This window comes from Actinoplanes sp. CA-252034, assembly GCF_050956125.1.
Classification (GTDB): Bacteria; Actinomycetota; Actinomycetes; order Mycobacteriales; family Micromonosporaceae; genus Actinoplanes.
The window spans coordinates 5,520,948-5,546,809 of the sequence record NZ_CP191846.1; the positions used below are offsets into that span (position 1 = coordinate 5,520,948).

Annotated in this window: 28 protein-coding genes; 13 read left to right on the forward strand and 15 right to left on the reverse strand. The window is 69.3% G+C overall.

The features are described 5' to 3' along the window. Positions 1–24: 24 nt before the first annotated feature. Positions 25–987 carry a helix-turn-helix transcriptional regulator gene (locus tag ACQPZW_RS25410; protein WP_433788526.1) on the reverse strand — a complete coding sequence of 321 codons (963 nt, stop codon included), beginning with the start codon at positions 985–987 and terminating at the stop codon, positions 25–27. Positions 988–1,075: 88 nt separating this feature from the next. On the opposite strand from ACQPZW_RS25410, the gene ACQPZW_RS25415 reads away from it, so the two are divergent. After that, the gene (locus tag ACQPZW_RS25415) at positions 1,076–1,477 is read left to right on the forward strand and encodes a RidA family protein (protein WP_433788527.1); all 402 of its coding nucleotides are present in this window, start codon (positions 1,076–1,078) and stop codon (positions 1,475–1,477) included. Between the two features lie 131 nt (positions 1,478–1,608). Here the strand turns inward: ACQPZW_RS25415 and ACQPZW_RS25420 are convergent, their stop codons facing one another. After that, positions 1,609–2,247 carry a DUF4241 domain-containing protein gene (locus tag ACQPZW_RS25420; protein WP_433788528.1) on the reverse strand — a complete coding sequence of 213 codons (639 nt, stop codon included), beginning with the start codon at positions 2,245–2,247 and terminating at the stop codon, positions 1,609–1,611. 455 nt (positions 2,248–2,702) lie between these two features. Then, positions 2,703–3,311, reverse strand: coding sequence for a CGNR zinc finger domain-containing protein (locus ACQPZW_RS25425; protein WP_433788529.1), 609 nt, complete (start codon positions 3,309–3,311; stop codon positions 2,703–2,705). A gap of 126 nt (positions 3,312–3,437) precedes the next feature. On the opposite strand from ACQPZW_RS25425, the gene ACQPZW_RS25430 reads away from it, so the two are divergent. Next, positions 3,438–3,941: an SDR family NAD(P)-dependent oxidoreductase gene (locus tag ACQPZW_RS25430; protein ID WP_433788530.1), complete on the forward strand. Its 504-nt coding sequence runs from the start codon at positions 3,438–3,440 to the stop codon at positions 3,939–3,941. Positions 3,942–4,381: 440 nt separating this feature from the next. After that, entirely contained in the window at positions 4,382–5,122 is a 741-nt protein-coding gene (locus ACQPZW_RS25435; protein WP_433788531.1) for a hypothetical protein, read from the forward strand. A gap of 207 nt (positions 5,123–5,329) precedes the next feature. Here the strand turns inward: ACQPZW_RS25435 and ACQPZW_RS25440 are convergent, their stop codons facing one another. Continuing rightward, positions 5,330–5,698, reverse strand: a complete 369-nt coding sequence (locus ACQPZW_RS25440) for a hypothetical protein (protein ID WP_433788532.1) — start codon at positions 5,696–5,698, stop codon at positions 5,330–5,332. A 163-nt stretch (positions 5,699–5,861) separates the two neighbouring features. Next, positions 5,862–6,980: a WD40/YVTN/BNR-like repeat-containing protein gene (locus ACQPZW_RS25445; RefSeq protein WP_433788533.1), complete on the reverse strand. Its 1,119-nt coding sequence runs from the start codon at positions 6,978–6,980 to the stop codon at positions 5,862–5,864. Between the two features lie 947 nt (positions 6,981–7,927). On the opposite strand from ACQPZW_RS25445, the gene ACQPZW_RS25450 reads away from it, so the two are divergent. The 4 genes from ACQPZW_RS25450 (at position 7,928) to ACQPZW_RS25465 (ending at position 10,436) form a co-directional block, all read left to right on the forward strand. Continuing rightward, positions 7,928–8,263, forward strand: coding sequence for a hypothetical protein (locus tag ACQPZW_RS25450; RefSeq protein ID WP_433788534.1), 336 nt, complete (start codon positions 7,928–7,930; stop codon positions 8,261–8,263). Between the two features lie 260 nt (positions 8,264–8,523). Beyond that, on the forward strand, positions 8,524–9,192 hold the full coding sequence (locus tag ACQPZW_RS25455) for a hypothetical protein (protein ID WP_433788535.1): 669 nt from the start codon (positions 8,524–8,526) through the stop codon (positions 9,190–9,192). Between the two features lie 166 nt (positions 9,193–9,358). Further along, positions 9,359–9,700: a hypothetical protein gene (locus tag ACQPZW_RS25460; protein ID WP_433788536.1), complete on the forward strand. Its 342-nt coding sequence runs from the start codon at positions 9,359–9,361 to the stop codon at positions 9,698–9,700. Positions 9,701–9,875: 175 nt separating this feature from the next. After that, the gene (locus tag ACQPZW_RS25465) at positions 9,876–10,436 is read left to right on the forward strand and encodes a DinB family protein (protein ID WP_433788537.1); all 561 of its coding nucleotides are present in this window, start codon (positions 9,876–9,878) and stop codon (positions 10,434–10,436) included. Positions 10,437–10,510: 74 nt separating this feature from the next. Here ACQPZW_RS25465 and ACQPZW_RS25470 read toward each other — a convergent pair whose 3' ends face one another. The 9 genes from ACQPZW_RS25470 to ACQPZW_RS25510 all read right to left on the reverse strand — a co-directional run bounded on the left by ACQPZW_RS25470 (position 10,511) and on the right by ACQPZW_RS25510 (position 19,604). Beyond that, positions 10,511–11,737 (reverse strand): RICIN domain-containing protein, encoded by a 1,227-nt coding sequence (locus ACQPZW_RS25470; RefSeq protein ID WP_433788538.1) that lies wholly within the window; start codon positions 11,735–11,737, stop codon positions 10,511–10,513. Between the two features lie 274 nt (positions 11,738–12,011). Then, the gene (locus ACQPZW_RS25475; RefSeq protein WP_433788539.1) at positions 12,012–12,734 is read right to left on the reverse strand and encodes a Type 1 glutamine amidotransferase-like domain-containing protein; all 723 of its coding nucleotides are present in this window, start codon (positions 12,732–12,734) and stop codon (positions 12,012–12,014) included. 86 nt (positions 12,735–12,820) lie between these two features. Beyond that, the gene (locus ACQPZW_RS25480) at positions 12,821–14,050 is read right to left on the reverse strand and encodes a glycoside hydrolase family 1 protein (protein WP_433788540.1); all 1,230 of its coding nucleotides are present in this window, start codon (positions 14,048–14,050) and stop codon (positions 12,821–12,823) included. Next, positions 14,047–15,195 carry an alpha/beta hydrolase family protein gene (locus ACQPZW_RS25485; protein WP_433788541.1) on the reverse strand — a complete coding sequence of 383 codons (1,149 nt, stop codon included), beginning with the start codon at positions 15,193–15,195 and terminating at the stop codon, positions 14,047–14,049. Before ACQPZW_RS25485 ends, ACQPZW_RS25480 begins: the two co-directional genes overlap by 4 nt. Further along, positions 15,196–15,921, reverse strand: coding sequence for an SDR family NAD(P)-dependent oxidoreductase (locus ACQPZW_RS25490; protein ID WP_433788542.1), 726 nt, complete (start codon positions 15,919–15,921; stop codon positions 15,196–15,198). Continuing rightward, positions 15,921–17,000: a VOC family protein gene (locus tag ACQPZW_RS25495; RefSeq protein WP_433788543.1), complete on the reverse strand. Its 1,080-nt coding sequence runs from the start codon at positions 16,998–17,000 to the stop codon at positions 15,921–15,923. The genes ACQPZW_RS25490 and ACQPZW_RS25495 overlap by 1 nt, the downstream gene beginning before the upstream one ends. Then, positions 16,997–18,331, reverse strand: coding sequence for an aldehyde dehydrogenase family protein (locus tag ACQPZW_RS25500; RefSeq protein WP_433788544.1), 1,335 nt, complete (start codon positions 18,329–18,331; stop codon positions 16,997–16,999). Before ACQPZW_RS25500 ends, ACQPZW_RS25495 begins: the two co-directional genes overlap by 4 nt. Then, positions 18,332–19,309: a fumarylacetoacetate hydrolase family protein gene (locus ACQPZW_RS25505; protein WP_433788545.1), complete on the reverse strand. Its 978-nt coding sequence runs from the start codon at positions 19,307–19,309 to the stop codon at positions 18,332–18,334. Between the two features lie 4 nt (positions 19,310–19,313). Then, a complete protein-coding gene (locus tag ACQPZW_RS25510) occupies positions 19,314–19,604 on the reverse strand; it encodes a putative quinol monooxygenase (protein ID WP_433788546.1) in 291 nt (96 codons plus the stop codon). 190 nt (positions 19,605–19,794) lie between these two features. Between ACQPZW_RS25510 and ACQPZW_RS25515 the strand changes: the two genes are divergently transcribed. The 5 genes from ACQPZW_RS25515 (at position 19,795) to ACQPZW_RS25535 (ending at position 23,963) form a co-directional block, all read left to right on the forward strand. After that, the gene (locus ACQPZW_RS25515; protein WP_433797620.1) at positions 19,795–20,754 is read left to right on the forward strand and encodes a sugar ABC transporter substrate-binding protein; all 960 of its coding nucleotides are present in this window, start codon (positions 19,795–19,797) and stop codon (positions 20,752–20,754) included. Positions 20,755–20,756: 2 nt separating this feature from the next. Next, positions 20,757–21,782 carry an ABC transporter permease gene (locus ACQPZW_RS25520; RefSeq protein WP_433797621.1) on the forward strand — a complete coding sequence of 342 codons (1,026 nt, stop codon included), beginning with the start codon at positions 20,757–20,759 and terminating at the stop codon, positions 21,780–21,782. A 2-nt stretch (positions 21,783–21,784) separates the two neighbouring features. Beyond that, positions 21,785–22,558, forward strand: a complete 774-nt coding sequence (locus ACQPZW_RS25525; RefSeq protein WP_433788547.1) for an ATP-binding cassette domain-containing protein — start codon at positions 21,785–21,787, stop codon at positions 22,556–22,558. A gap of 12 nt (positions 22,559–22,570) precedes the next feature. Then, on the forward strand, positions 22,571–23,704 hold the full coding sequence (locus ACQPZW_RS25530; protein WP_433788548.1) for an FAD-dependent oxidoreductase: 1,134 nt from the start codon (positions 22,571–22,573) through the stop codon (positions 23,702–23,704). 91 nt (positions 23,705–23,795) lie between these two features. Further along, complete coding sequence (locus tag ACQPZW_RS25535; RefSeq protein ID WP_433788549.1) at positions 23,796–23,963, forward strand: hypothetical protein; 168 nt, start codon at positions 23,796–23,798, stop codon at positions 23,961–23,963. On the opposite strand, the gene ACQPZW_RS25540 is transcribed toward ACQPZW_RS25535, so the two are convergent. Beyond that, entirely contained in the window at positions 23,936–24,880 is a 945-nt protein-coding gene (locus ACQPZW_RS25540) for a LysR family transcriptional regulator (RefSeq protein ID WP_433788550.1), read from the reverse strand. The two genes, ACQPZW_RS25535 and ACQPZW_RS25540, sit on opposite strands and share 28 nt — an antisense overlap. A 32-nt stretch (positions 24,881–24,912) precedes the next feature. Here ACQPZW_RS25540 and ACQPZW_RS25545 point away from each other — a divergent pair, with 32 nt between their 5' ends. Continuing rightward, the gene (locus ACQPZW_RS25545; RefSeq protein WP_433788551.1) at positions 24,913–25,854 is read left to right on the forward strand and encodes a LysR substrate-binding domain-containing protein; all 942 of its coding nucleotides are present in this window, start codon (positions 24,913–24,915) and stop codon (positions 25,852–25,854) included. Positions 25,855–25,862 lie beyond the last annotated feature (8 nt).

Genomic DNA, 25,862 nt, shown 5'->3' on the forward strand with positions numbered 1-25,862 from the left:
TCGAGAGGAAGACCGCGGAGCACCTCAGCCGGGAACCCGGTAGCGGGCGGCGATCGCGGCGGCCCGGTCGTGCAGGGCGGCGCGCAACGACGGCGGGGTCAGGGCCTCCGCGTCGGCGCCGAGCTGCCACAGCACCCAGACGGCGTGCCGCAGGTCCTGGAAGGTCACCTCCAGCCGGACCTGGCCGTCGGAGTCGGGCTGCTCGGCACGTACGGCGACCGCACTGGCGAGGAGCTCCTCCCGGCGGCCCGGCGTGACCCGGACCCGAACGGCGATGTGGTCGCCGGACAGGAACCGGGCGCAGCGTTCCCGCCAGGCCCGATCCAGGTCGACCCGGTTCGGTCGCTGCGCGGGCTCGGGGAGCTCCTCGGCGGCCAGCACCCGGGACAGCCGGTAGGTGCGGTCCTCCCCCGCTCGCGTGGCGAGCAGATAGACCCGGTCGCGGACGGTGACCAGGCCGATCGGGTCGACGGTGCGCCAGCGGGCCGGCTCCCCGGTGGCCGCGTAGTGCAGGCGCAGGCGGCGACCGGCCAGCACGGCGCGGCGGACCTCGCCCATCGTGGTGCGGGGCACCTCGTCGACGGCGGTCCGGCGGGGCAGCAGGTCGGTGTCGGGTTCGACGAGCAGCCGCTGGGCGGCGTCACCGGCGGTCACCCGATGGCCCTCGGGTAGCGCGTCGACGATCTTGCGCATCGCGGAGTCGAGTGCCGGTCCGAGGCCGAACGCCCGGCCGGATCCGGCGGTGAGCAGGGCGAGGGTCTCGTCGTGGTTGAGGCCGGTCAGCTCGGTGCGGAAGCCGGGCAGCAGCGCGAAGCCACCGTGCCGGCCGCGCTCGGCGTAGACGGGGACACCGGCGGTGGACAGGGCTTCGATGTCGCGCAGCACGGTACGTGTCGACACCTCGAGTTCGCGGGCGAGCGCGTCGGCGGTGAGCCGTCCCCGCGAGCGCAGCAGCAGGACCAGGGAGACCAGCCGATCGGCACGCATCCGCGAACCGTATCGGAATACACGACAGAGGATGTCGTGATTCGCGGGCAGGGTCGACCGCAGGGCACCATCAACGAACGGAGCAGAAGTGGCAGTGCAACGAGTGGCGGTCAACCCGTGGCCGTGGTCGGTAGAGCTGGGGTTCAACCAGGGTGAGGTGGTCTCCGGTCACAGCCGGACGCTGTACTGCTCCGGGCAGACCGCGATGGACCCCGACGGCAAGCCGCAGCACGACGGCGACATGGCCGCGCAGGTGGCGCTGAGCCTGGCCAACCTGGAGGCCGTGCTCGACGGGGCGGACATGTCACTGGCGAACGTGGTCCGCCTCAACGTCTACACCACCGATGTGGACGCGCTGTTCCCGCACTACGGCGTGCTGGCCGGCCGGCTGGCCACGGCGGGGGTGGCGCCCGCGACCACGATGCTCGGCGTGACCCGGCTGGCGATCCCCGGTCAGATGATCGAACTGGAGGCGACCGCCGTCGCCTGACCCACCACGCTGCTCGTGTCGGGCCGCTCCGGCACGAGCAGCGCCGGCGTCCGCCGTGTTCGGACCGGCTGCGTGGGTAGTTCAGCGACCGCTGAGAATCCGCGTGAATGGGTGCGTGCTCGGGCGTACCGCTAAAGGGTCGGAATCACCAGGAAATCGGTGACGAACCGGCAAACCGTGCCATCGGCAGCGAAGCCGACGAAGGTCGGATAGACCCCGTCGCCCCATCCGGAGGAAACGCTGATCACGTTGGCGCCGGTGGCCTCGTCGACGACGCCGTCGATCGGCGCCGGGCCCGGCGGGATCCGCGCCGGGATGTAGACCTCCTCGAGCTGGTCGTAATCCCAATCGGCCAGCGCGGTGACGGCGGACAGGTCGGCGAGCGTGCCGACCCCGGCGTCGACCGGGTAGCCGAAATAGCCGTCGGCGTCGAGGACGCCGACGTCCTGGCCCTCGTTGAGGGCCATCTCCCAGCGCACCACAGGCTGATCACTAACGGTCAATGCCAATGCGGCGGTACGGTGGTCAGGTGCCGTGCCGTCGCGGCTGACCACGGCCACCCAGGCGGTCAGGGAATACCGCCCCGGCGCGATCGTGACGGTGAACGCCTCCGCGCCGGCCGCCCCGGTGAGCGGATCACAGGCGGTGATCTCCCCCGTCGGGGCGACGACCGTCCCGACCGGCAGGCGCTCGATGACGTAGGCGATGCCGTCGGCCTCGAACCGCGCCCCCTCGGTCAGGATCGTCGCGAGATCAGGCGAATACGGCACACATCCTCCAGCCCTAGGCGTCCCCATTCCGGTCCGTGATCATGTTCCCATGTCCCGGGCCCGCAATCGTTTGCCCGCCGCCGATCCGCGAGAACGGCGCCATGGCCGAGCCCTTCGCGTCGAGGGCTGGCCTTGTTCGAGCTGCGCAATGGTCTCCCCCTCGGCGACGTTGCGCATTCGTTCCGCAGATGGGCGACGGCTCCTCGAAGGCGGGCACCGCAGCATTCTGACGGGCCTGCGACTTCGATGATCCCGAGGAATGGCGGAGCGGAGACTGCCATGTACGGACCCTCAACAATCCCTTCGCTCGTAGAGAGTCGCCCTGGTGGAAGCGTCGATTCGAGCCGTGACCGCTTCTGCCGTCATCCGTATCGATGAAGGGGACGTGACCGGCTGTCGTGGTGGCGAGGGCGGTGTTGGCGTGGGCTGCATCGAGGCCGGCGCCAGGTGCGCTTTCACCGATCGGAATCGGCTGGCGAGCCCTTGGCGGTTGCCCGGCGGCGGGCCCGAGAGGCTCGCAGATTCAGGGTGTTGCCGCAGGTTTTCATGTCGTGCCAGACGCGGGTGGCGTTGCGTGACAGGTCGTAGAACACCGCGCCGCAGGACGGATTCATACAGGCTTTGAGCCGGGCCAGCGTGCCGGTGTGTGAGGCCAGCAGCGCCTCGAGGTGAACCAGCGACGTGACGGCGGCGGCACCGTCGCCTTTGGGCTGAAAGGAGAAGCGGCCGTCGCGGAACGACAGGTCGACGTCGACCGGATGCGGCGTGGGGTCTTCGGCTTCGCTGGTGAGCCAGCCACGGACATCGTGGCGGAGGTCGCGAAGCGCGGGGAGATCGTCGCCGGACAGAGCGATCCGCCGCGCGGTCCGGCCGGTCTGCTCGCTCCAGGTCTGCATCGAGGCATCCAGCCAGGTCTGCGCTGCGGACTCGTTGTCGAGCAGGTCCGGGACCGAAGCCTCGGGCATGCCCGCCGAGTTGAGCAGGTCCTGAACGAGGCACAACCCTCCGGGAGCCGCGGCCAACAGCAGTCGCCCTGTGCTGCGCGAGGTGTCGTCACTGTTCACGAGGACATGCTAACCATCGCGGTGACACCACCGTATGTAAGTAGGCAATGTCACATGACATTGTCGTAACGCTTACGGTGGTGTCAGTCTGGGTGGGCACCGAACGACCACCACCGGAGGAACACCATGAGCACTTCGCTGACCGGCACGACCGCCCTCATCACCGGCGCCAGCGGTGGCATCGGCGCAGCCACCGCCCTGTCGCTCGCCGCTCAGGGCGCGAGCGTCGCACTGGTCGCCCGGCGCAAGGACCGACTCGACGACCTCGCCGCCCGCATCCGGGCCACCGGGGGCACCGTGCTGGCGATCGAAGCCGACATCGTCGACCGGTTGCAGGCCACCGCCGCGGTCGAGCAGACCATCGCCGCCTTCGGCGGCCTGGACACCCTGGTCAACAACGCCGGCATCATGCTGCTCGGCCGGGTCTCACTGATCGAGCCCGGCCCGGTCGCCACCGAACTGTTCACCCACATTCGCCCGGAGATCCTGGAAGCCAGCCGGGAAGCCTTCGCCAACGCCACTCTGCTGCACGCCGAGGACATCGCCGACACCATCACCTACGTCGTCTCCCGCCCCGCTCGCGTGGTGATGAGCGAGGTGCTGGTCCGCCCTGACGGCAGCCAGTGGTAGACGATCTCAACCAGATCCAGAAACGCGCCGCCCACGCGATACATATCCGTGGGCGGCGGATCGTCAAGTGTCCGTACCGTCTGGTCGGGCCGACGCGCGTGAGTGGGACGGCGCCTCCGGCCCTCTTGGCCTTGGGCCGGAGGCGCTGCCGGCCGGTGGCATTGCAGCCTAAGGTCAGCCCATGTACTTCGTATGTCGTTGGCGGGAGGAGTCGCCGTTCGGCAAGCGGGTGGTCGCCGTGCCCGATGCCACGGTGTTGGACTGGTTCCGTCGAGGTTGGGGCCGTGATGCACCTGAGGAATGGATCAGCAACGAACTCGACGGCGACGTCTACGGCCTGGACTCGATCTTCGATGAGGCCCGTCAACGTAACCTGCCCGAACCTCAGTCGGTAGACCAACTGCGAACACTGCTCCACGAGTACCTGTGGGTAGAAGGCGATGAACGAGGGCGACTACATCCGGCTCGGCGAGCATGCGCTTCGGGTGCGGACTGACGACGATGAGGTGGATCTGGCGTACTACTTCATCGACGACGAAGCTGTCGCCGCGTCACCCGACCGGTTGGCGTTCCTGGTCCAAGACACCTGGCCATTGCCCAGTGTCGCCGTCCCAGCGAGTGTGGCCTTCAGCAATGACGTGCCCGTTCGTACCGTGAGGTTCGGGCCCAGCGGTCCGGAGTCGGTTTTCTCGGTGCGGCTGTGCTGGGAATCGCCCGACGTCTCGCCCAACCTGGACCTCGTCGGCGCGGTGGAGTTTGTAGGCCTTACCCTGCCCCAACTCGGCGCCTGTCTTCGAGATGTCGACGATTCTCAGGCTGAGCACCTACCGTATGACGCTCAGTTATTGCGGGCGCTGATCGCACCTGGGGAAAAGGATCTCGGCCCAGCACTACAGCGCTACACCCGAATCCCCGGGTACAGTCCCTCACTCGCCGCTGCTGTGCCCCTTCATGCGCCGACCGCAGATACCCTACCTATACCGCTGACGCAGCGCTCGCTGGAGGCCACTAAGTCGCTGATCCACCTCGATACAAACATTGTTCAAACGGCACGCTACATCGACGACTTCTTCGGCTTCGACCAATGGTTTCTCTTCGACACCTTATGGGCCGCGGCCCACTCCGACCTAGCGCGGTCACTGTTGCGCTATGCGGCACACTGGGATCCGTTCGGTCCATAGCGTCGCTTCTTCAATAGCTTGTCGGCGCCACCACGAGCAGTAATCCGAATGTCCCGATCGCACTTCGGAAGCCGCCGTCAGGCCCGTTCACTCTGGCTGCCGCCAAGCCGCACTGATGTGCGTGGAGTCATTGCGTATCGGAGTTCGGGGCCGTCGCGCTCACCTGGCGTGATCCGGGCATCGTGACACGAGACGATGCTTGCCGAGCTACCGAGGGTCGGCGGTGTCCCAGGCGTACTGAAACCGGTGCGGGTCGATCTCCCACTCGCGCAGAACGGCCAGCAGTTCCGCCTCGTCGGCTGCATCGGCACCGCGCAGTTGCGTCGCCCCGACGTCGTAGTCGAACCCGCCGAGCAGGCTGGCGTCGTACTCCCAATGCTCGATACGGAAGGATCGGGCGCTGCTTTTGTTGGTCCATCTCTCGCGCCGGGCCTGTGCGTCTCTTTCGACGGCTCCCGGTGTGATGTCGACGAAGGCACGCCGCCCCGCGTCCGTTACGGGCACCTCGACTGCCAAACGGCGGCCGAGCCGGAGCGCCGACAGTTTCGCCAGCGGCCACAGAGCCTCGCTCGTCATGATTGTTCTTGATACCTTCCCGCCATGGGATCACGGTTGGCCATGACGCTCCGCGTGCTGGTGCGACGCCCATTCAAGCAGCCGCCGCGCCAGCGTGCGCTCAGCCCGGTCTCTGCCGCGGTCCCGGCAGGCTGGCCGGTACTCGCTGTAGTCGCCGGCCGAGCTATGGGGCCGGCACCGAGATCGGTGACCAGGTCGTTCCGCCGTCCCGTGATGTCCAGTAGGCGCCGGTGCTCGTCATGCCCGTGATCATCCCGCTGCGCTCGATGAAGTTGGAGACAGCGGGGATGGCGCCGGGACTCGTGAAAGTGCGACCCCCGTCGGCGCTGATCATCGGGCCGTCTCGTTCCGTCCCGATGAGCAGCCGTCCATCTGGCTGGACGATCGCGCCCGTGATGGAGGCGGGTTGCTCTTCGCCGCCTCGAATACGAGTCCAGGTCCGGCCCGCGTCCGTGCTGGCGTACATTGGCCCGAAGCCGTTCTTGGCGTCCTTGCGCTGAACGGTGAACACCGCGTACCGCTGCTTTCCAGGTCCCACCAGTAGCTTTGGACCGGAAAGTAGGTTCTCCGGCTTGGAAAATCGGGACACCGACCAGGTACGGCCGCCATTGCGCGTAGTGGCCAGAGCGGGAACGCCGCCCCGCGCGATGCCGGAGATCCATCGGGTGCCGTCAGGGGAGATCGTGGACTCCGATGAGCTGTGGACGCTCTCCAGCGGAACGTTGGGAACCGTCAACCGCATGCCGGTATCCGGGTCGATCACCATTAGTTCGCGGCTGTCACAGTTCGTGTCGGCACAGTGAGCGTAAAGGCGTCCGGTTGCTGGGATCGTGGCAACGGTTCGCGTGACCGAGTTCGGTGCCGAGCGCCATGTACGTCCGGCGTCGATGGTCACCCACCACTTTCCGCGGTCTTCGATCACGACGGTTCGTGTGGTGACGGCGTGCAGGTCGGCGCTGTAGCCCTCGAGCGTTGCGACCTTGGCTAACGGGACCTCTCGATGCTGGTAGGTGCGGCCCCCGTCGACGCTGACGGCCAATCCATACGAGCAGCGTTGCTCATCGCCCGGGCAGGTTGCGGTCAGCGCGAACCCGTGGTCCCGGTCGACGAACTGGACGAACAGGGAATCGAAGTGTGTTCCGTTCACCTCGCCGGGCTCTACTCCGGCAACGGCATCGTCGGAGTATTTCGCCTTGGTGAGCGCCGCGCCGTTGATTCGGCTGGTTCTCTCGCCTGCTGCGTGCGTCACCGAAACGCCGATCGCCGCCAGCAGCACCGTCACGATGAAGACGCCGCCGGCTCGCCGGCGCCACCTATTTGCTGTCTGCCATCGCGAGTCGGGTGACAGTCCGTCGTGGGAGGGGCCGGCCTCCCTCCAGACGATCAGCTCGCGACGCGGTGTGACGGGCATACAGCCGCCCCCTTCCGGTAGGTGTACGCATGGTCGACACCGCCGGAGCGAAAGAGGTTCCGAAGCCGGAGTCCGGACATCCACACGCCCATGCCCCAGCACGTGTCCCCGCGGGCACGGACCTCCGCGTCGAGAGGGAGTCCGCCGGGGGCACGCTTGTGGCCGGGCAGCGGTCGTGCCACCAGTGGACAAGTAGCCGAAATGAGTGCACCTGTCGTACCGATAATGCGATCTTGCCGCTGGAGGTTTCGGGTGTCAATTGGTCATGGCGTCACCGAGACATCGGGTCAGGGTTGGCGAGGGTGGCATCCTATTGCGCCATATAGGTACTCTGCGCAGAGTGCTGAGCAACCGACAGGATTGAACTGCCGACCCGACGTCACCGTCAATTGTGTACGTGACGTTTTGAGTGGTCGCACAGGAGGTCAGAGTTGGCGTACGGCAACCAGCGCAACCCGGCGCAACCGCCGAGGCCCCGCGCGAAACGGATCTCCGTTCACACCTGGACCATGATCGGCGCGGTTGCTGCTGTCGTCAGCATCTTTGTCGCGTTGGTCGCTTACGCTTTTCCGCGATCGGCCGCGTCCGATCCCCCGGCGGGGACCAGTCCGGATCACACGGGGAAATCGCCAAGCCCTTCGCCGAGCACGGCGGAGCAGGCGTCTTCGCCGCCCGGATCCTGTTCAGCGGCATCCACGACCACGGCCGAAGCCACCGTTGCCTCCTCCGTCAAGGTTCCAACACGAGTGCGGTTCACGAGCCCCCAGCGAAGCGCCCCACCGATTGATATCGGGTCCACGGTGTGTGTCGAGGGGACAGTGGAAGATCTTCGCGCAGACCACGCTCTGTGGATCTTGTCCAAGCCGCGCGACTCGGACGACGCCAAGACGTTCTTCTTCGTTGTCGGCGATACCTCCGTGCAGGTGGTCAATGGTTTCTGGTCCACCCAGGCCTATTCGGTCGGAAACGAATCGGATAAAGGCAAGGGGTTCGACTTCTACGCCGTGGATGCGGGTGACGAAACGTGTGACAACGAGCTGAAAGAAGCGGCAAAGAACAGGGAGAAAGGCGTACCGGTTCGTCGGGTCAGGTTCGACGTGGAGAGCATCTGCACCGTCCTCGAGCCGGCCGCAGGCGTGACGTTCAAAAAATGACCGGGACGAGAACCTCAGCATCGGGAGCCCCGGAGGAGGATGGCCGGGTGCACATGGTCAGTGGAGCTCCGCTGCGACTGTCGTTGAGCCGTCGAACCGACTCCTTACACAGAGAATCGACTGTGAGGTGGACGTCGTTGTACGCATCGGCTCTGCTCAGGGACGTGGCCGATGAGTGTGTCGCGCCGTGCATCGTCGGCGATGATGTTGATTGACGTCTGGGCGGGGCTCGGGCCGGATCGGGCTGGCATCATGACGGGGTGACGTCGACGCCGGAGAGCGTGCCGTTCCGGTGGGATCTGATCACGCCGGATCAGCTGGGATCGTTGTTCGACGATGCCGCGACGCCCGACCTGTGGTTCCTCGACGATCTCGTGGTGTGCACCGGGAAGGTGCTGGCCCGCAGCCGCAACGGGGATCTGTTCTTCGTGGGTAGGTCCCTGGACTCGATGTTCGACCTGCTCGGTGGGGTGCTCACCGGCACAGCCGGCGTGCAGCGGCTTCATCGGCTGCCGTTGTCGTTCCAACGTCAGGGGATCGTTTCCGGCCGTCGGTGGCGGCGGCGTCCGTTGACAGCCGCTGAGATTGCGCAGGGCCGGCGATTCCTGGAGACAGTCGGACTGACGCCGTACGCGTTGGCGCGCCGTGACCGCCCGGCGGTCCTGGTCGATGTCGTTCATGAGGGCGAGACGTTCACCGAGTTGTTCGCGCTGATGCGGGACTGGATCGAGGACGAACGCGAGCCGTGGCCGGTCATCCGGCGCTTGAGGGACCGGGCCGGGACGAGCGCACGCGGCAGGCACTCGCCGAGGCTGCGGCACTGGTCGCCTACGGTCGCAGCCCGGCCGGTCGACAAGCCGTCGCTCGCGCCATCGGCCGTGATCCCGCACTCAGCCAGTCGTGGCTGCGCACCCTGGTCACGAACCTGACCACGGGTTGACGTCCCGTATCTTGTCCGTTGCTGTCAGCGTTGACGGATGCGGGACTTCCGGCGATCCGCTCGCCGCCCAGCCTCACGGTTGCCAGGCGCGGGCCGGTGCCCGCTCGTGGCCGGCGAGAGGACGTCACCCCGTGCATACAGGAGAAGGGCACGCCATGAGCGCTGATGTCGAATGGGTGGCGAGCATTCCGTTGTCATCGGGCAAGTCGATTGCCGGGCGGTTGTCCATGCTGGGTGGGACTCTGACTCTGTCTGACGAGGCGGTCACGTTTACGCCGTTGTTCGGTCTGGGGCGTACCCGGCGGTTTGCTCTGAGTGATATTCGCGGCGTGGAGGCTGACGCCGACCGGCCACCCCGGCTGCGACTGACCACCCAGCAGGGCCGGTCGTTCGTTCTGATGGTGCTGTCCCAGCGGCACACGTCGGTGTGGTCACGGGACACCACCGCCCGGGATCAGGCGATTGCGGCAATCAGCGAACGGTTGACGCGCAACTGAAGGCACCGGCTGTCAGAACCGACATGGCTGGTTACCGTGTCCATGCTCGGGCGGACCGCCGCCGTCACGCCAGCTCGGCGCCCTGGTGTGCGGGCGTGAGTGTTGTGGCGACACGAATTCCGGTCGTCGGAGAAATGGGGTGGCAGGATCGCAGCCCAGCGGGAAGGGTTCACCCATGACCAGTCAGCGGGAAGTCGGATACAGCGGCATGTGGGCGAGACCTGAAGCGGATCCCCGATCCACCGTCAGCCCCGTCGGCGAACTGGCAACCATCCGTGAGTACCTGTCCAACTACCGCATGACGTTGGGCATGAAGTGCGAGGATCTCTCGCCGGAGCAGTTGGCCGCTCGATCGGTTCCGCCGTCGACGATGAGCTTGCTCGGTCTGATCCGGCACATGGCCGCCGTGGAGAACAACTGGTTCCACCGGACTCTGCGGGGCAACCTGAGCGCGCCACGGCTCTACTGGTCCGCCGAGGAGCACGACCTGGATTTCGACGGTGCGGTGGCTGATCCGAGCGTCGTGGATGACGCGTTCACCGTCTGGCGCGAGCAGATCGTGGCCGCTGATCAGTGGCTTGATTCGGCGCCCGATCTCGGCACGATGATCGGTATGGCCAACGGCGAGCAGGCCAGTGTCCGCGACATCCTCATTCACATGGTTGAGGAGTACGCGCGGCACTGCGGCCATGCGGACCTGCTCCGCGAGTGCATCGATGGACGCACCGGCCAGTAAGCCCGGGGCAGGTCTCGCTGCCGGACATCGGCCTGTTCGGGGGTCACCTCGCGGAGGTGACCCCGGTCAGCAGGTCAGAACCGGTACCAGGTGGCGGCGGCCTGACCACCGCAGGTCCACTGCTGGGCGTTGGCGCCGTTCTCGGTGGTCGCGTCGTTCATCTCCAGGCACTTGCCGGTCAGCACGTTGACCACGTTGTAGCGGCCCGCACCCAGGTGACGCCACACCCACTGGGCGGTCGGCTGGTTGCCGCACTCCCACAGCTGGGCCACCGCGCCATTGGCCGTCGAGCCGTCCGGGATCTCGATGCACTTGGTCGGGTGCGCGTGGTGACGCATGCGGTAGACGGGATCGGCGCCGTTGTTGCCGACCTGTTCCAGGTCCCACCGAGCGGCCGGCTGGTCGCCGCAGGCCCATTGCTGGATCGGGGCCTCGTTGGCGCCGGCGTTGTCGTCGGTCTCCAGGCACTTGCCGCTCACGCCGTTGCGCACCGCGACCGGACCGCCCTGAATGTAGCTCGCCAGCCAGCCCTGGAGGTCGTCGGCGCGGGTCTCCACCGCGCCCTGGGAGGCGCTGGTGACGCCCAGGCAGCCGCCCTGCCCGGAGCTGTGGTGCAGACCGACGAGCTCCCACCGGCCGCCGGTCTGGCGCAAGGCCGGACCGCCGGCGTCACCCTTGCACAGGCTGCTGTCGGCCGGGGTCTGCGGGGCGATGTCCACGGTCGTACCGGACACGGTGGTCACCTGGTAGGCGGCGGTGTGCAGCCGGTTGGTGATCCACTCGTTCCTGGTCCGGCCGAAGCCCGCGACGGTGAGCACGTCGGTTTCGGCGGGCGGGGTGGCGGAGACGGTCACCGGCGCGATGTCGGTGACCGGGGTGGCGAGCCGGGCCAGGACGATGTCGCGGTCGCGGTGGGAGACCAGTTCGGTGACGGGCACGACGTGGCCGGCCGTCGTGGTGAGGTCCGTACGGCCGACGGTCACGGTTGCCGGGGTCGCCGGGGCGCCGAACGGCACCGTGGTCCGGCCCGGCTCCAGGAAGCAGGCCCCGGCGGTCGCCACCCAGGCGGGCGAGATCAGGGTGCCGGTGCAGCTGCGGCCCTGGCCGGGGGCACCAATGTCGACCTTCGCCACGAACGGGAAGGTGCCGTCGGCGGCGGCGGTGCCGCCTCCGAGGGCGAGGGTGGGCCCGGCACCGACCAGAGTCAGGGCCACCACCGCGGTGAGCAGGCCGGCCAGACGGGCGGTCCGGGCGCGCGCACGCGGACGTCCGGGTGCGCTCCGAGCACAGGTGACTAGCACGTTGTTCTGTTCCTCCCCCGAGAACAGCCGTCGGATCGGCGGACGACTGTCGATGCGACAGGTGCCGGAGCCTCGGCTGAGACAATGAACTCGGTGGATGTTATCGGGCCGGCCCGCCCGGTGTCGGCCGATGACGCCGAGGCGGTCGCGGCCTTCCTGCGGGAGTCCCCGTGGACGCCGCACGAACGATCGCGACGCGAATGACTGCGGGAGGTTCGACGCGTCCTTGTCCGTGGAGAGCGTGTGGACCGACCATCTGATCCGTGAGGGCCTTTCAGCGCTCTCGGGGACTCCAGCCGCGAGCTGACGGCCGGGGGTTGATCAGTCTCCAGTCGCCTTCGGAGACGACGTCGACGGCGCCATCGACCACCCTGATGGCGGTGTGGTCATCGATGGCGTAGGTGGGAACGGGGATTCCGGAGGCCCACTTCTGGATGTCGGCCAGCCTGGTGTCCTCCATGTCCGGATGATCGAGATGGGGGTACAGCGTGAAATCCACCAGCCCGAGAGCCCGGTCGGCGTCCTGCGCCATGTCGCTGCCGTCCGGGACGAATGCGAGGTCGAACTCGGCGTCGCAGTTGTACGGGGTGACCGCGATGCTCCCGGCGCTGACCCCCACGTAAACGGTGTCGCTGAGCGACGGCAGGAGGTCGGCGAGGCCCGATTGGCGCAGCCAGTGGGTCAGGTACAGCACGTCACCGCCCCAGACCAGCAGGGCATCGGCTGCCCGGACCGCCGGGACCCAGTTCTCCTCACGAATGGTCGGCAGTGCGGTGAGCTCCAACATCCCCAGGGATTTCCAGCCCAACTCGCACAGCGGGCTCGCAGACCGGCCGTGAATCGCCTTCCACGCCATCTCGCCTCCGCCGGAGAAGGGGTAGACACCGGTGGGGACGAACAGGGCCGTGGACTCGGCGATCGGCTTGCCCAGTAATTCGACGAGCGCGGCGGAGATACTCGGGTTGGCGATACCCGCCGAGGTGAGGAGGAACTTCATGCCCTCCACTCTTGCAGTCACAGGTGCACCCGGCATCCGCTTGGACGACCCGATGACGTCAGGTGCGGTCCACGAGCGCCCGGAGGTCATGGCACCTTGAGGTCCCGGTATGCCGCGACCAGGGCGGCGTACGTCTCGGCGCTCGGTTTCGGGGTGCGCTCGAAGGTCGTGCGGTCGACCTCGTGCAGGCCATAGTGGAACGCGAATCCGAAGATCCACTCGAAGTTGTCGAGCAGCGTCCAGTGCAGGTAGCCCAGGACCGGGATGCCGTCGGCCATCGCCTCGTGCAGGCCTTCGAGGGCGGGCGCCAGGAACGCGGCCCGCACCGTGTCGTCCGGTGTGGCCATGCCGTGCTCGGTGACCAGCACCGGCCGGCCGGTCGTCGCGTACGCGTACCGGACGGCTCCGGCCAGCGACAACGGCTCGACGGCGCTGCCCATCTGGTTACGGGACGCGCCGGCGGGTGGCGGCACCACGCCGGAGGCGTCGTAGGTGAGGCGCTCGTAGTTCTGGACGCCGACGAAGTCGTCCTCACGTGCCAGGTCGAGCCACCGCTCGTACACCTCTGATCGTTTGCGGTCTCGCACGCTCGCGTCGGCGCCTTGGACGAGGTCGTCGATGATCGCCAGGGAGAAGCCGACCGGCAGGTCGGGCCGATGGGCCTTGATCGCGGCGCGGGCCGCGCGGTGACCGGCCGTCATGCCGTCGGCCATGGCGTCCATCTCCTCGGGAAGCATCACGTTGGCGGCCCGGTAGCGGGGCACCCCGGCGGCCCGGCTCGCGGCCTCCAGGGTGGCGCGTTCCAGGTCGCGGACCACCGGCGGCAGGTCGAGCCAGGTCAGCAGGCGGGCCAGGTTGGGCTCGTTGAGCGTGACGGCGACCGCGATCCGGTCGGCGAACCGGGCCGCGACCCGATCGCAGTAGCGGGCGAACAGGGCAGGGGCCTCCGGGTTCAGCCAGCCACCGCGGGCCGCGAACCAGTGCGGTGAGGTGAAGTGGTTGAACGTGACGACCGGGGCCAGGCCGAGTGACAGACAGTGGTCGACGACGGCTTCGTAGTGGTCGAGCTCCGCCGCGGAGAAGACGCCGGGTGCGGGTTCGACGCGGGCCCACTCGACGGAGAAGCGGTAGGCGTCGAGGCCCAGGCCCGCGGCCAGGTCGACGTCCTGCAGACAGCGCGCATAGCCGTCGCACGCCTTGCCGGAGGGTTCGGCGAAGACGGTCGGGCTGACGTTCTCCAGGTACCAGGTGTCGCTGTCGGTGTTGTCGCCCTCGGTCTGGTGCCCGGAGCCGGAGACTCCCCACAGGAAGGTCATGCGCCCAGCTCCGTCAGCGTGTCCTCGATCCAGTCGGCGGTGTACGCCGCCACGTGCGGGAGGTGGTCGAGTCCGCAGTGCTCGGTGGCCCCCTCCTCGGGGGTGAACAGACGCAGGGTGGCGTTGACGGCTTGGTCGTACGACTGACGTGCGTAGTCGAAGTTGATCTGCCGGTCGTTGGTCCCATGGGTAATCAGTAGCGGACAGGTGATCTGGGAGACCACGCCGTTGAGGTTGATCCTTTCGGCCTTGGCGATGAACGTGGGGATGTCCGTCTCGCCCCACACCCAGAGCACGTGCTCCCAGTAGTGCGGCACCGGGTTCTCGCCCTCGCGTGCCAGGCGCTTGCGCTGCACCTCGCCCCAGTCGTGGTTGGCGCCCCAGGCGACGGCCAGCGCGAGCCGCTTCTCGAAGGCGGCGGCCCGGGGCACGTAGTAGCCGCCGAGCGACCAGCCGACCAGGCCGATCCTGTCATGGCGCACGTCGGAGCGGGTCTCCAGCCAGTCGACGATCGCCGTCGCCCAGTCCTCGCTCTCCACCCGGGAGGTGAGCCCGCGCAGCCGCAGCGCCTCGCCGGAGCCGGGGCAGTCGACCTGCAGCACCGAGATGCCGCGGGCGGCCATCTCGGCCGGCCAGCCGGAGGTGTACATGTGCTCCTTGGTGGAGTCGAGCCCGTTCCACATGATCATCGTCGGTACGGGCTCGCCGTCGCGGGAGGCGTTGGTGAGGTACGCCGGGAGCGAGCCGCCCTCGAACGGGATCTCCACGCGGGTGGTGGCCGGGTCGATCAGCTCGATCGACTTGGTCATGAGCTCGAGCAGGTGGCGGTAGGTGGGCACCCGGTCGGGCGAGGAGTTACCGAGCATCCGTTCGGCCTGGCAGAGGTAGGCGGCGGCGCGCAGGTACTTCTGGCCGGCGGTGCGGAAGTGGCCGGCCTTCTCGGCGTCGGCGGCCTGCTCCTCGATCTGGTCGGCGACCCGCCGCCACGAGGCCATGAACTCGTTCGTGCCGACGTCGGAGCCCTGCCGGGCGAGGTCACGGATGGGCCGGCAGGCGCGGTCGACCTCGTCGATGGCGCCGCCGGAGTTGAGGGTCGCGACGACACCCAGGTTCCAGATGTAGTTGCCGGGAAAGTACTCGAACATCTAACGGCCTTCCGTTGCTGGCGCGATGGCGTCGGCGATGCCCTTGTGCGAGACGTGGCCGGTGAGGCCGCCGTCGATCACGAGCTCGGCGCCGGTCATGTAGGAGGAGTCGTCCGAGACGAGGTAGACGATGGCCGGGGCGATGTCGGCGACGGTGCCGGTGCGGCCCAGCGGGATCTCGGCGAGCGCCGCCGTCCGGAACGCCGGTGACGCCGACTCCATCAGCGGTGTCTCGATCAGGCCGGGCATCACGGCGTTGACCCGGATGCCACGTGGCCCCAGCTCCAGCGAGGCGGAGCGGGTCAGGCCGCGCAAGGCCCATTTGCTGGCGGTGTACGCGGCGGCGACGTGCCCGGAGATGGCGGCGACCGAGCACACGTTCACGATCGACGAACCCGGCGGCATGAGCGGGACCAGGGCCTGTATGCCGAGCATCGGCCCGGTCACGTTGATGGCGAACGTACGGTCCCAGGTCTTCAGGTCGATGTGCGGGAGGCGGCCTCGGCTGGCCACTCCGGCGTTGTTGACCAGCGCGTCGACCCGGTCCAGGCCGGCGGCCAGCTCGGCCCAGGCGGCCGGGTCGCGGACATCCAGGTGCCGGACGCCGGGAAGGACGTCGGTGGCGATCACCTCCGCGCCCTCGGCGGTCAGGGCGGCGACCTCGGCGGCGCCCTGACCCCGGGCCGCGCCGGTGACCACGACGACCTTGCCGGTGAGCCGCCCCATCAGACCGGCGGGGCGACGAACACGCCGCGGTCGGGGGTGTTGAAGCTGTCCTTGGCGATGATCTCGCTCATCGGGTCGGCGGTCCCCCACTGGTCCTGCGTCTGGGGGTCGGCGATGTCGTACAGCGTGGGGTGCCATTGATCGGTTTCGAGGCGTTCGAGCTCGGTGGTGTACTCCATGGTGTTGCCGCTGGGGTCGAGGAAGTAGGAGAAGGTGTTGTTGCCGGCCAGGTGACGGCCCGGTCCCCAGATCTTCTTGATGCCGGCGCGCATGACCCGGCCGGTGCCGCGCATGTACTCGTCGACGCCGCGCATCTCGAACGACACGTGGTGCACGGAGGTGTGCGGGCCGCGGGCGATGGCGAGGCTGTGGTGCCAGTCGTTGCAGCGCAGGAAGTGCATCATCTCGCCCATGTGGCTGCTCCACAGCGTGTCGGACAGCTTGAAGCCGAGGTGCCGGGCGTACCAGTCCTTGGTGGCGGTGGGGTCGTTGGAGTTCATCACTGCGTGCGAGATGCGGACCGGGATGGCCTCGCCCTCCTCGACGGCCCGGTGCTGCCGGGTCTGCACGTCGGCGGAGATCTCGATGGTGCGGCCGTCGACGTCGAAGAACCGGAAGCCGTAGCCGCCGCCCGCGGTCTGCAGCTTGCCGGGCTGGCCGATCAGCTGGACGCCCTGGGAGCCGAGTCTGGCGGCGAGCGCGTCGACGGCGGCTTCGTCGCCTGCGCCGAAGGCGATCAGGTCCAGCCGCTTCTCGTCGGCTTGGCGCAGCCGAATCACATACTGCTCGGGGGAGCCTTCGGCGGCCAGGTAGGACAGGTCGCCGTCGGTGCCGACCTCGGTCAGGCCCCAGGTGTCGCGGTAGAAGGTGCGCTGGGTGGCGTAGTCGGGCACGGCCAGGTCGACGTGCCGCAGGTGGGTGATGCCGAATTCGTTGAGGTGGGACATGAGGAACCTTTCAGCCGAGTACGGAGCCGCCGCCGTCGACGACGAGGTGGGCGCCGCTGACCCAGGCGGACTCGCGGCGCCGATGCCGCCTCCCACACCGGTGATCAGCGCGATCCTGCCGTCGAGTCTCATGCGATCACCACCGTGCGGACGTTGGTGAACTCGCGGACCCCTTCGGCGGACAGCTCCCGCCCGTAGCCGGACCGGCCGACTCCCCCGAACGGCAGTCGCGGATCGGAGGCGACCGGCGCGTTCACGAACAGCGCCCCCGACCGGATCCGCCGCCCGACGGCGAGCGCGTGGTCCGGCGCCCCCCAGACCGAGCAGCCGAGGCCGAACTCGGTGTCGTTGGCCAGCGCGATCGCGTGCTCGTCGTCGCGAGCCCGGATCACGGCGGCCACGGGCCCGAAGGTCTCCTCGGTGAAGACCGCCATGCCGGGCGTCACGTGGTCGAGGACGGCCGGCTCGAGGAAGAACCCCGGCCCGTCGACGGCCGTGCCGCCGGTGAGCAGCCGTGCCCCGGCCGCCACACTCTGCTCGATCTGCCGGACGGCGCCGTCGCGGAGGTCCGCGCGGGCCAGCGGGCCCACCTGGGGTGTCTCGGCGAGCAGCGCGGCGACGAACTCGTCGGCGACCGCATCGACGACGATGAACCGTTTGGCCGCCACGCAGCTCTGCCCGGCGTTGCCGAACCGCGAACGCGCCGCCGCCGCGGCGGCCTCGTGAACATCCGCGTCGGCGAGCACCACGAACGGGTCCGAGCCGCCGAGTTCGAGCACGGTCTTCTTCAGCGCGGCCCCGGCGGCCTGGGCGATGGCCGCGCCGGCACGCTCGCTGCCGGTCAGGGTGACCGCGGCGATCCGCGGGTCGGCGACGATCCGCGCCGACACCTCGGGAACCCGTTCGGCCTCGATCACCAGCGACCGGAACAGGCCGGCCGGGGCGCCCGCGTCGGTGAACAGCGCCTCGATCGCCAGGGCGCAGCCGGTGACGTCGGGGCTGTGCTTGAGCAGGGCGGCGTTACCTGCCGACAGGGCCGCGCAGGCGAACCGCAGCACCTGCCAGAACGGGAAGTTCCACGGCATCACCGCGAAGATCACGCCGAGCGGCTCGTAGGAGATCCACGACCGGCTCGCGCCCGACTCGATCTCCCGGTCGGCCAGCCAGCCGGGCGCCAGGTCGGCGACGACCCGGCAGTTCCAGGCGCACTTGTCGATCTCGGCGAGGGCCTCGGTGAGTGGCTTTCCCATCTCGGCGGTGATCAGGGCGGCGTACTCGTCACGGCGCTCGGTGAGCAGCTTTCCCACCGCACGCAGCAGGGCCAGCCGTTCGTCCAGCCCGACCACGGCCCAGTCCCGGGCGGCCGCAGCCGTCGCGGCGAGCGCCCGTGACACCGCCGCGTCGTCGTGGGACGGGTAGTGGCGCAGCTCGGCTCCGGTCGCCGGGTCGCGGGTGAGGATCATTCAGACCCCCTGGGGTACGCGACGACGGGCCGGCACGATCGGCGGCACCGGTTCGGTGCTCTCGACGACGCGGTTGCGGACCGTGCCCAGGCGTTCGATGGTCATCTCGACCACGTCACCGACCTGCAGCGGCGGCGGGGTGAGGCTGCCGGTGCGTCCCCACGCCTCGGCCAGGGCACCGGACGCGCACGTGCCGGAGGCGAGCACCTCACCGGCCTTCACCCAGGAGGCGCGCGAGGCGTAGGACACCAGGTGCTCGAACGACCAGCCCATGTGCGAGCTGCGGTCGGCTCCGGTCTCGACGCCGTTGACCCGTACCGTCATGGCCAGATCGAGGAATCCGTCGGCGTCGCGGCAGTCGTCGAGCTCGTCGGCGGTCACCACCCACGGGCCGATCGTGGTCGCGAAGTCCTTGCCCTTGGACGGGCCGAGGCCGAGTCTCATCTCCCGGCCCTGCACGTCCCGCGCCGACCAGTCGTTCATCACGCAGTAACCGCCGATCGCGGCCCGTGCCCGCTCGGGCGTCACGTTGCGCACGTCGCGGCAGATGATCGCGGCGATCTCCAGCTCGTAGTCGAGCCGTTGCGTGTCCGGCGGCATGGCCACGTCGTCGTGCGCGCCGGTGACCGCGTGCGGGGCCATGAACAGGAACGACGGGGCGGCGTACCACTCCGGCGGCACCGAGGCGTGGCCCTGCATGCCCTTGCCGACGCCTTCGACGTGCGCCTCGAAGGTGAGGAAGTCACGCATCGCCACCGGGTACACCGGCGGCAGCAGGACGACCTGGCCGGGGCGCAGCCCGTCGGTCTGAGCGGCGGCGTCGGCGGCCGCTTCCCGGTCGGCCGGGTCGGCGGCGAGCAGGCCGACCAGGTCGGTGCCGTCCGGGAACGGGTGCAGCCACCAGTCGTCGCGTTCGCCGACGACCAGTCCGGTCCGGCGCCCGCTCTCCCCCGCCGGCCGGTAACTGGCCAGTCTCATCTTCTCAGCCGATCGTCTCGTAGAAGGCGCGCTCACGCTTGGCGAGCACCGGGATGGCCTGGCCGAAGCCGTACTTCTCGAAGTGCTCGGACGAGCCGTGCGCCTTGTACGCGTCCTCGTCGTCGTAGATCTCGAAGAGGTGGAAGGTGCTGGGCTCGGCCGGGTCCTGATAGGCCTGGTAGAAGCGGTTGCCCGGTTCCGCCCGCGACAGCGGGGTCAGCTTCTCGATCGCGTCGAGCACCACGCTCTCCTGTCCGGGCTCGGCGATCCAGGTAGCGCTGACGACGTAGGCCATGGGTTCTTCCTCCTGGTTGCGGTGTGCTGAGGCCACGCTAGGCGCGCGCCGGCGCCCGGCGGAAAGCTCTGACAGCGATGCCAGCCATCACCGCGATGAGGGTTCCGATCCATATGTGGCGCGTGTTGTCTGTGAGCCACACCACGGTTAACAGGAACGTCACACAGCCCCAGGAGGCGCCGTGAATCGCATGACCCTCGCCGCCCTGACCGCCGGATCCCTCCTTCTCACCGCCTGCAGCCCCGGCGGAACCCAGCCCGCGACCGGCGCCGCCGCGGGCGCCGACAACGCCAAGACCATCGTGTTCTCCCCGCTGGCCCTCAAGATCCCGGCGATGAAGGGCCTCTCCGAGGGCGTCAAGGGCTACGGCTCGGGCAAGGGCTACACCGTCCTGGTCCAGGACCCCGACCTCGACCCGCAGAAGCAGCTCACCGATCTCAAGAGCGTCATCGAGTCCGGCCGGGCCGGCGGCGCGTGGGTCATCGCGGTCCAGCCCGCCGCCCTGTCCGGCCTGGTCAAGACCGCCCAGGAGAAGAAGGTGCCGCTGGTGCTCAACGGCGTCCCGGAGGACTACGGGCTGAGCGGCCTGCAGCCCGGCCTCACCTTCGCCAAGATCGACTACACGGCGCAGGGCAGGGCCATCGGCGAGTCGCTCGGCAAGTGCGTCAACGAGAAGCTCGGCGGTACGGCGAAGGTCATCCTCACCGTGTCCGCGGCCGGCACCGCGGGTAAGGAGGACGTCGAGAAGGCCCAGCTGGAGGCGCTGAAAGCAGCCGCGCCGGGCGCGGAGATAGTCACCGAGGTCACCGTCGGCGAGCGGGCCAAGGCACAGACCGACATCGGCAACGCGCTGCAGGGCAACCCGGGCGTCAACGCGGTGATCGGCAACAACGACGAGGGCGCCCTCGGTGCGGTCGGCGCGTTCGCCGCGGCCGGCAAGGAGCTGCCCTGCATCACCGAGACCGGCGGAAACGACGAGGTCCTCCAGGCGGTCAAGGACGGCAGGATCTACGCGTCGGTGGCGCTGCAGTTCGAGGCCGACATGGTGCAGTCGTTCGACTCCCTGACCGCGATGATGGCGGACCCGGCCGCCCAGGGGCAGCAGCTCGCCACCCCACAGAAGGTGATCACCGCGGGAAGCGCGCAGTGACGATGACCGAGGTCGCGGTTCCGACCGGCCACCACGTGCCCCGCTCGGTCTCGCTCCTGCTGTTCGTGCGCGACCGCGGCATCTTCGTGCTCTGGGGCCTGATCATCCTGGCGTTCTCGTTCTGGTGCGCGCCCTACTTCGCGACCCTCGACAACGCGCTGCTCATCGCGAACGCCGCCGCCCTCACCGCGATCTTCGCGGCCGGTGTCGGCTTCGGAGTGATGACCGGGGTGCTAGATCTGTCACTGCCGGGCACGGCCGCCTTCGCCGCCTGCGTCGCCGGCCGGTTGATCACCGACGGTCAACCGGTCTGGGTGGGCCTGATCGCCGCTCTCGCCGGCGGGGTCGGGGTCGGCCTGGTCAACGGGCTGATCGCGCTGCGCGGCTTCAACCCGATCATCGTCACCATCGGCACCCTGTCGGCGCTGTCCGGCCTGGCCGCGGTGATCGCGGGCGGCTACACCTTCCCCGGCCTGACCGGCCTGACGTTCATGGGCACCGACCGCTACCTCGGCGTTCCGGCGCCCGTCTACATCGTCGCCCTGTTGTACCTGGTGGGAACGGTGTTCCTCACCCGTACCCGCGACGGCATCCGCCTGATGGCCGTCGGCGGCAACGCCGAGGCCGTGCGCCGCTCCGGCATCCACGCCGACCGCTACAAGGTCCTCGGCTTCGTCATCTCCGGCCTGTGCGCGGCGCTCGGTGGCCTGGTCACCGCGGCGATCACCACCGAGGCCACGCCGGAGGCCAGCCCCAGCATCATCTTCAACGCGCTGACCGCGGTGGCGCTGGCCGGTGTCGCGCTCACCGGCGGGCGCGGCAGTCTGCCCCGCGTCCTGGTCGGCGCCCTGATCCTGGCCACCATCGCCAACGGCCTGACCATCCGCGGGGTGCAGCCGTACTGGGCGACCGTCACCACCGGCGTGCTGCTGCTCGCCTCGTTGCTGCTGGAACGGATCGTGCAGACCGGCGTCTCGAGCCGTCTCATGGACAGTGCCGACCTGTCGGTCCACAAGAAGCAGGTGTAGCGATGACCAGCCCCGCTCTGCGACTCACCGGCATCGACATGCACTACGGCTACGTCCGGGCGCTGTCCGGCATCGACTTCCACGTCCAGCCCGGGGAGGTGGTCGGCCTGCTCGGCGACAACGGCGCCGGCAAGTCCACCCTACTCAAAGTGATGTCCGGGGCGCACCGGCCGAGTGACGGCACGATCGCCGTCAACGGGCGCCAGGTGGCGTTCCACTCCCCCAGCGACGCCGCGGCCGCCGGCATCCAGATGGTCTACCAGGACCTGGCCCTGGTGGATCCGCAGGACATCTCGACCAACCTCAACATCGGCCGGGAGATCCTGCGCCGCGGCCCGCTCGGCTGGCTCGGGTTCGTCGACCGCAAGGCCATGCGCAGACGCTCCGAGGCCGAGCTCGACCGCCTCGGCGTACGGACCGCGCCGATGACCCGCCCGGTGGAGATGCTCTCCGGCGGGCAGCGGCAGGTGGTCGCCCTGGCCCGCGGCGCGATCCGGGTGTCCGGCACGTCCGGTGGCGTCCTGCTGCTCGACGAGCCGACCGCGGCCCTCGGCTACGAACAGACCCGGCAGGTCGAGGCCCTGATCCGGCGAATGGCCGCCCAGGGCATCGCAATCGTGCTGGTCACCCACAATCTCCCGCTGTGCAACGAGGTCGCCGACCGGATCGTGGTCCTGAACCGGGGCGGCAAGGTCGCCGACGTCGCCGTCTCCGAGACCGACCCGGACGCCGTCGTCGGCTGGATCACCGGCGCCCGCCCCTCCCAATTCCTGTGAAAGGCAGCGTTCATGGCTGACTCCCCGATCCGCCGGGTGCTCGTCGTCGGCGGCGGCATCACCGGCAGCACCCTGGCCCTCGCACTCGCCCGGCGCGGTGTGCACGTCATCCTCGTCGAGGCCCGCCGCGAGCTCGGTGGCGGCGGGCACGGCATCACCCTGCAGGGCAACGCGCTCAAGGCGTTCCACTCCGTCGGCATCCTCGACGAGCTCGCCGAGCACGGTTTCGCCTTCGACAAGCTGCGGATGTTCCGGGCGGACGGCGTACCGCTGATGGAGATGCCGGCGCCGCCGATGGGCGGGCCGGGCCTGCCGCCCACGATGGGCGCGCTGCGCGCCCGGCTCGCCGACATCCTGGCCCGGCATGTCACCGCCGCCGGCGTCGACGTACGCACCGGGACCACCGTGACCGCGATCGACGACCGCGGGCACTCGGTCGTCGCCGGCCTCTCCGACGGCAGCACCGAGACCGTGGACCTGCTGGTCGGCGCGGACGGCATCCGCTCCACCGTGCGATCGATGATCGGCATCGACGCGCGGCCGCACTCGGTCGGCATGGGCATCTGGCGGGTGATCGCCCGGCGGCCGGCCGCGATGGACTCCTCCGGCGTCTACTACGGCGGGCCGAAGTACAAGGCCGGCTACACGCCGATCTCCGAGGAACTGTGCTACGCGTTCCTGCTGGAGAGCAACCTGGACCGCTCGTTCGTCGGCGAACACCCCAACGGCAAGATCCTCAAAGAGCACGGGCAGGGGTACGGCGGGGTGTGGGGCCAGGTCCGCGACAGCCTCGCCGACGATGCGATCGTCAACTACCAGTACATCGAGGCGGTCCTGGTCGACGACCCGTGGTTCCGGGGCCGGTCGATCGTGATCGGCGACGCGGCGCACGCCTGCCCGCCGCTGATCGCCCAGGGCGCGGCCATGTGTGCCGAGGACGCGGTGATCCTGGCCGAGATGCTGACCGGCGGTGACGACGTCGAACAGGTGCTGCCGAAGTTCATGCGACGGCGGCTGCCGCGCGTGCGGATGGTGCTGGAGAACAGCCTGCTGCTGGCCGAGTGGGAGATCCACCCGGACACGCCGGGCGCCGACCCGGGCGGGTTGATGGGCCGGACCCTCGGCGCGTTGTGCGAGCCGGCGTGAACCTGATCCTGCGTGGAGATCGTGGCCCTGACCAAGACGGACGCGGCGCTGTCGGCGCCCGGCAGCTCGCCGACAACCCGGAGGGCCATCGGTGGGCCGTCGACAACGCCTGGCTCACCGGGGACGCGGCAGCGACCTGCGCCGCCGCCGGCTGCGTTTCCTGTCCGACGACGCGTGCAAGCGCTACCGCGAGATCGTCGCCCACCGCGACCCGGACGGCCGGTTCTGCGGCTATCCGGGCGGCGCCTGGCCGGTTTGACGTGGCTGGGTCAGCTCGGCGCAGAGCTGGTCCAGGCGATCGAAAAGCCAGCGGTGGGCCGGGTCGGAGAGGCGGTCGGCGGCGAACCAGTAGCCCTCGGCCAGCACCACCTCGCCGAACGGCGGCTCGACCACGGTGATCGCGCCGCCGTCGGAGGCGTGCAGGCGGGCCAGCTTCTCCGGGACGACCGCGACCATGTCGGTGCCCTCGATGACGAACGCCAGCGGCAGGAAGCCGGACACCTGCAACACGATCCGCCGGTCCACGCCCACCTCGCCGAACACCCGGTCCACCGGGGTGAGGATGCCCGGCCCGAACGCGGCGACCGCGTGCGGCAGCTCCGCCAGGTCGGTGAGCGTCAGCCGGCCGCCGTCCAGCCGGCTGTTGCGCCGGTCGGCGATCACCACCATCCGGTCGCGCCACAGCGGCCGCGACTCGCCCGGGAACCCGAAACCCAGCGGCGCGATCAGGGCGTCGTGGTCGAACAGGATCCGCTCCGAGGTCCGCGCGTTCGGGCCCAGATGCTCGATCACCAGCCGTACGCCCGGAGCAGTGGCGCTGAGCAGCCGGACCAGCGGCTCGTGCAGCACCGCGATGGCGTAGTCGCTCATCCCCAGCCGGAACGACCGCTCACTCGTGGCCGCGTCGAACCGGGCCTCCACGTCCAGGGCGCGGGCCATCAGGCGTACCGCATGCTGCACCTCCGGCAGCAGGTCCCGGGCGAACGGGGTCAGCTCGTAGTCACGCCCGGCCCGGACCAGCAACTCGTCGTCGAACCGGCGCCGCAACTTGGCCAGGGCCGCGCTCATCGCCGGCTGTCCCACGTCGAGCCGCGCGCCCGCCCGGGTCACGTTGCCCTCCTCCAGCAGCACGCGCAGAAAGAGCAGAAGATTGAGGTCGGTCCCGCCCAGCGTCATCCAATGGCCTCCTTGTGCCCGACACTAGAGCGGTGAAGGAACGGCTGCGGGAAGTCGACGCCAACCTGTTGCTCTCCCTGCACGCCCTGCTGGAGGAGTGCAATCTGACGCACGCCGGCGAGCGGATGACGATGAGCCAATCGGCGATGAGCGGCGCGCTCAACCGGCTGCGTAAGCACTTCGACGACGAGCTGCTGATCCGGGAGGGGCGCGGCTTCGTGTTGAGCCCGCTCGCCGGGCGGCTGCGGCCGGTGGTGGCCCAGGCGGTGGAGGCGGCCGAGGCGCTGCTCGGGGCGCAGCGCGAGTTCGACGCCGCGTCCAGCACCCACCGCTTCGGGGTGAGCATGTCGGAGTACGCGATGACGGTCCTCGCCGAACCCCTGACCCGGCTGGTCGCGCAGCGGGCGCCCGGGTGCTCGCTGGCGCTGGACCCGCTCGAGGTGGGCCGCGAGCAGTTCGAGACGCAGCTGATGCGCCGGGATCTGATCATCGGGCCGCTCGGTTACGACTTCCCGGGCCGGACCCAGCCCGTCTTCACCGATCACCTGGTCTGTGTGGTGGCCCGTGGCCATCCGCGGCTGGCCGACGGGGCGCTCGGGCTGGACGATCTGCTGGCCCTGCCGCACGCGGTCGCCCGGTTCACCGCGGCCGGGGCCCGCCGGCGGCCGCTGGAGGTGACGCTGGAACGGCACGGGCTCGCCGACCGGACCGTGCTGGTGCAGGTCACCAGCCTGCTGACGCTGCCGTTCGCGGTCGGCGGCACCGGCATGTGCGCGTTCGTGCCGTCCCGGCTGGCCCACCGCTGCCTGGACATCCTAGATCTGGTGATCGCCCGCACTCCCCTACCGACGGTGCACATCACCGAGGCCGCGCACTGGCATCCGCGGCGCGAGAACGACCCGGCCGTGGTGTGGCTGCGCCGGCTGCTGCACGACGTGGCCGTCGCCGTGGAGGACCACCCGGCGGGGAGATGAACAGGTAA

What these genes read in the sequence shown, in the direction of transcription:
- ACQPZW_RS25435 (WP_433788531.1), top strand. Translation starts at nt 4,382, where the DNA reads ATGAACGAGGGCGACTACATCCGGCTCGGCGAGCATGCGCTTCGGGTG.
- ACQPZW_RS25530 (WP_433788548.1), top strand. Translation starts at nt 22,571, where the DNA reads ATGGCTGACTCCCCGATCCGCCGGGTGCTCGTCGTCGGCGGCGGCATC.
- ACQPZW_RS25440 (WP_433788532.1), bottom strand. Translation starts at nt 5,698, where the DNA reads ATGACGAGCGAGGCTCTGTGGCCGCTGGCGAAACTGTCGGCGCTCCGG.
- ACQPZW_RS25480 (WP_433788540.1), bottom strand. Translation starts at nt 14,050, where the DNA reads ATGACCTTCCTGTGGGGAGTCTCCGGCTCCGGGCACCAGACCGAGGGC.
- ACQPZW_RS25485 (WP_433788541.1), bottom strand. Translation starts at nt 15,195, where the DNA reads ATGTTCGAGTACTTTCCCGGCAACTACATCTGGAACCTGGGTGTCGTC.
- ACQPZW_RS25465 (WP_433788537.1), top strand. Translation starts at nt 9,876, where the DNA reads ATGACCAGTCAGCGGGAAGTCGGATACAGCGGCATGTGGGCGAGACCT.
- ACQPZW_RS25540 (WP_433788550.1), bottom strand. Translation starts at nt 24,880, where the DNA reads ATGACGCTGGGCGGGACCGACCTCAATCTTCTGCTCTTTCTGCGCGTG.
- ACQPZW_RS25505 (WP_433788545.1), bottom strand. Translation starts at nt 19,309, where the DNA reads ATGAGACTGGCCAGTTACCGGCCGGCGGGGGAGAGCGGGCGCCGGACC.
- ACQPZW_RS25525 (WP_433788547.1), top strand. Translation starts at nt 21,785, where the DNA reads ATGACCAGCCCCGCTCTGCGACTCACCGGCATCGACATGCACTACGGC.
- ACQPZW_RS25520 (WP_433797621.1), top strand. Translation starts at nt 20,757, where the DNA reads ATGACCGAGGTCGCGGTTCCGACCGGCCACCACGTGCCCCGCTCGGTC.
- ACQPZW_RS25490 (WP_433788542.1), bottom strand. Translation starts at nt 15,921, where the DNA reads ATGGGGCGGCTCACCGGCAAGGTCGTCGTGGTCACCGGCGCGGCCCGG.
- ACQPZW_RS25515 (WP_433797620.1), top strand. Translation starts at nt 19,795, where the DNA reads ATGACCCTCGCCGCCCTGACCGCCGGATCCCTCCTTCTCACCGCCTGC.
- ACQPZW_RS25460 (WP_433788536.1), top strand. Translation starts at nt 9,359, where the DNA reads ATGAGCGCTGATGTCGAATGGGTGGCGAGCATTCCGTTGTCATCGGGC.
- ACQPZW_RS25410 (WP_433788526.1), bottom strand. Translation starts at nt 987, where the DNA reads ATGCGTGCCGATCGGCTGGTCTCCCTGGTCCTGCTGCTGCGCTCGCGG.
- ACQPZW_RS25475 (WP_433788539.1), bottom strand. Translation starts at nt 12,734, where the DNA reads ATGAAGTTCCTCCTCACCTCGGCGGGTATCGCCAACCCGAGTATCTCC.
- ACQPZW_RS25430 (WP_433788530.1), top strand. Translation starts at nt 3,438, where the DNA reads ATGAGCACTTCGCTGACCGGCACGACCGCCCTCATCACCGGCGCCAGC.
- ACQPZW_RS25495 (WP_433788543.1), bottom strand. Translation starts at nt 17,000, where the DNA reads ATGAGACTCGACGGCAGGATCGCGCTGATCACCGGTGTGGGAGGCGGC.
- ACQPZW_RS25510 (WP_433788546.1), bottom strand. Translation starts at nt 19,604, where the DNA reads ATGGCCTACGTCGTCAGCGCTACCTGGATCGCCGAGCCCGGACAGGAG.
- ACQPZW_RS25500 (WP_433788544.1), bottom strand. Translation starts at nt 18,331, where the DNA reads ATGATCCTCACCCGCGACCCGGCGACCGGAGCCGAGCTGCGCCACTAC.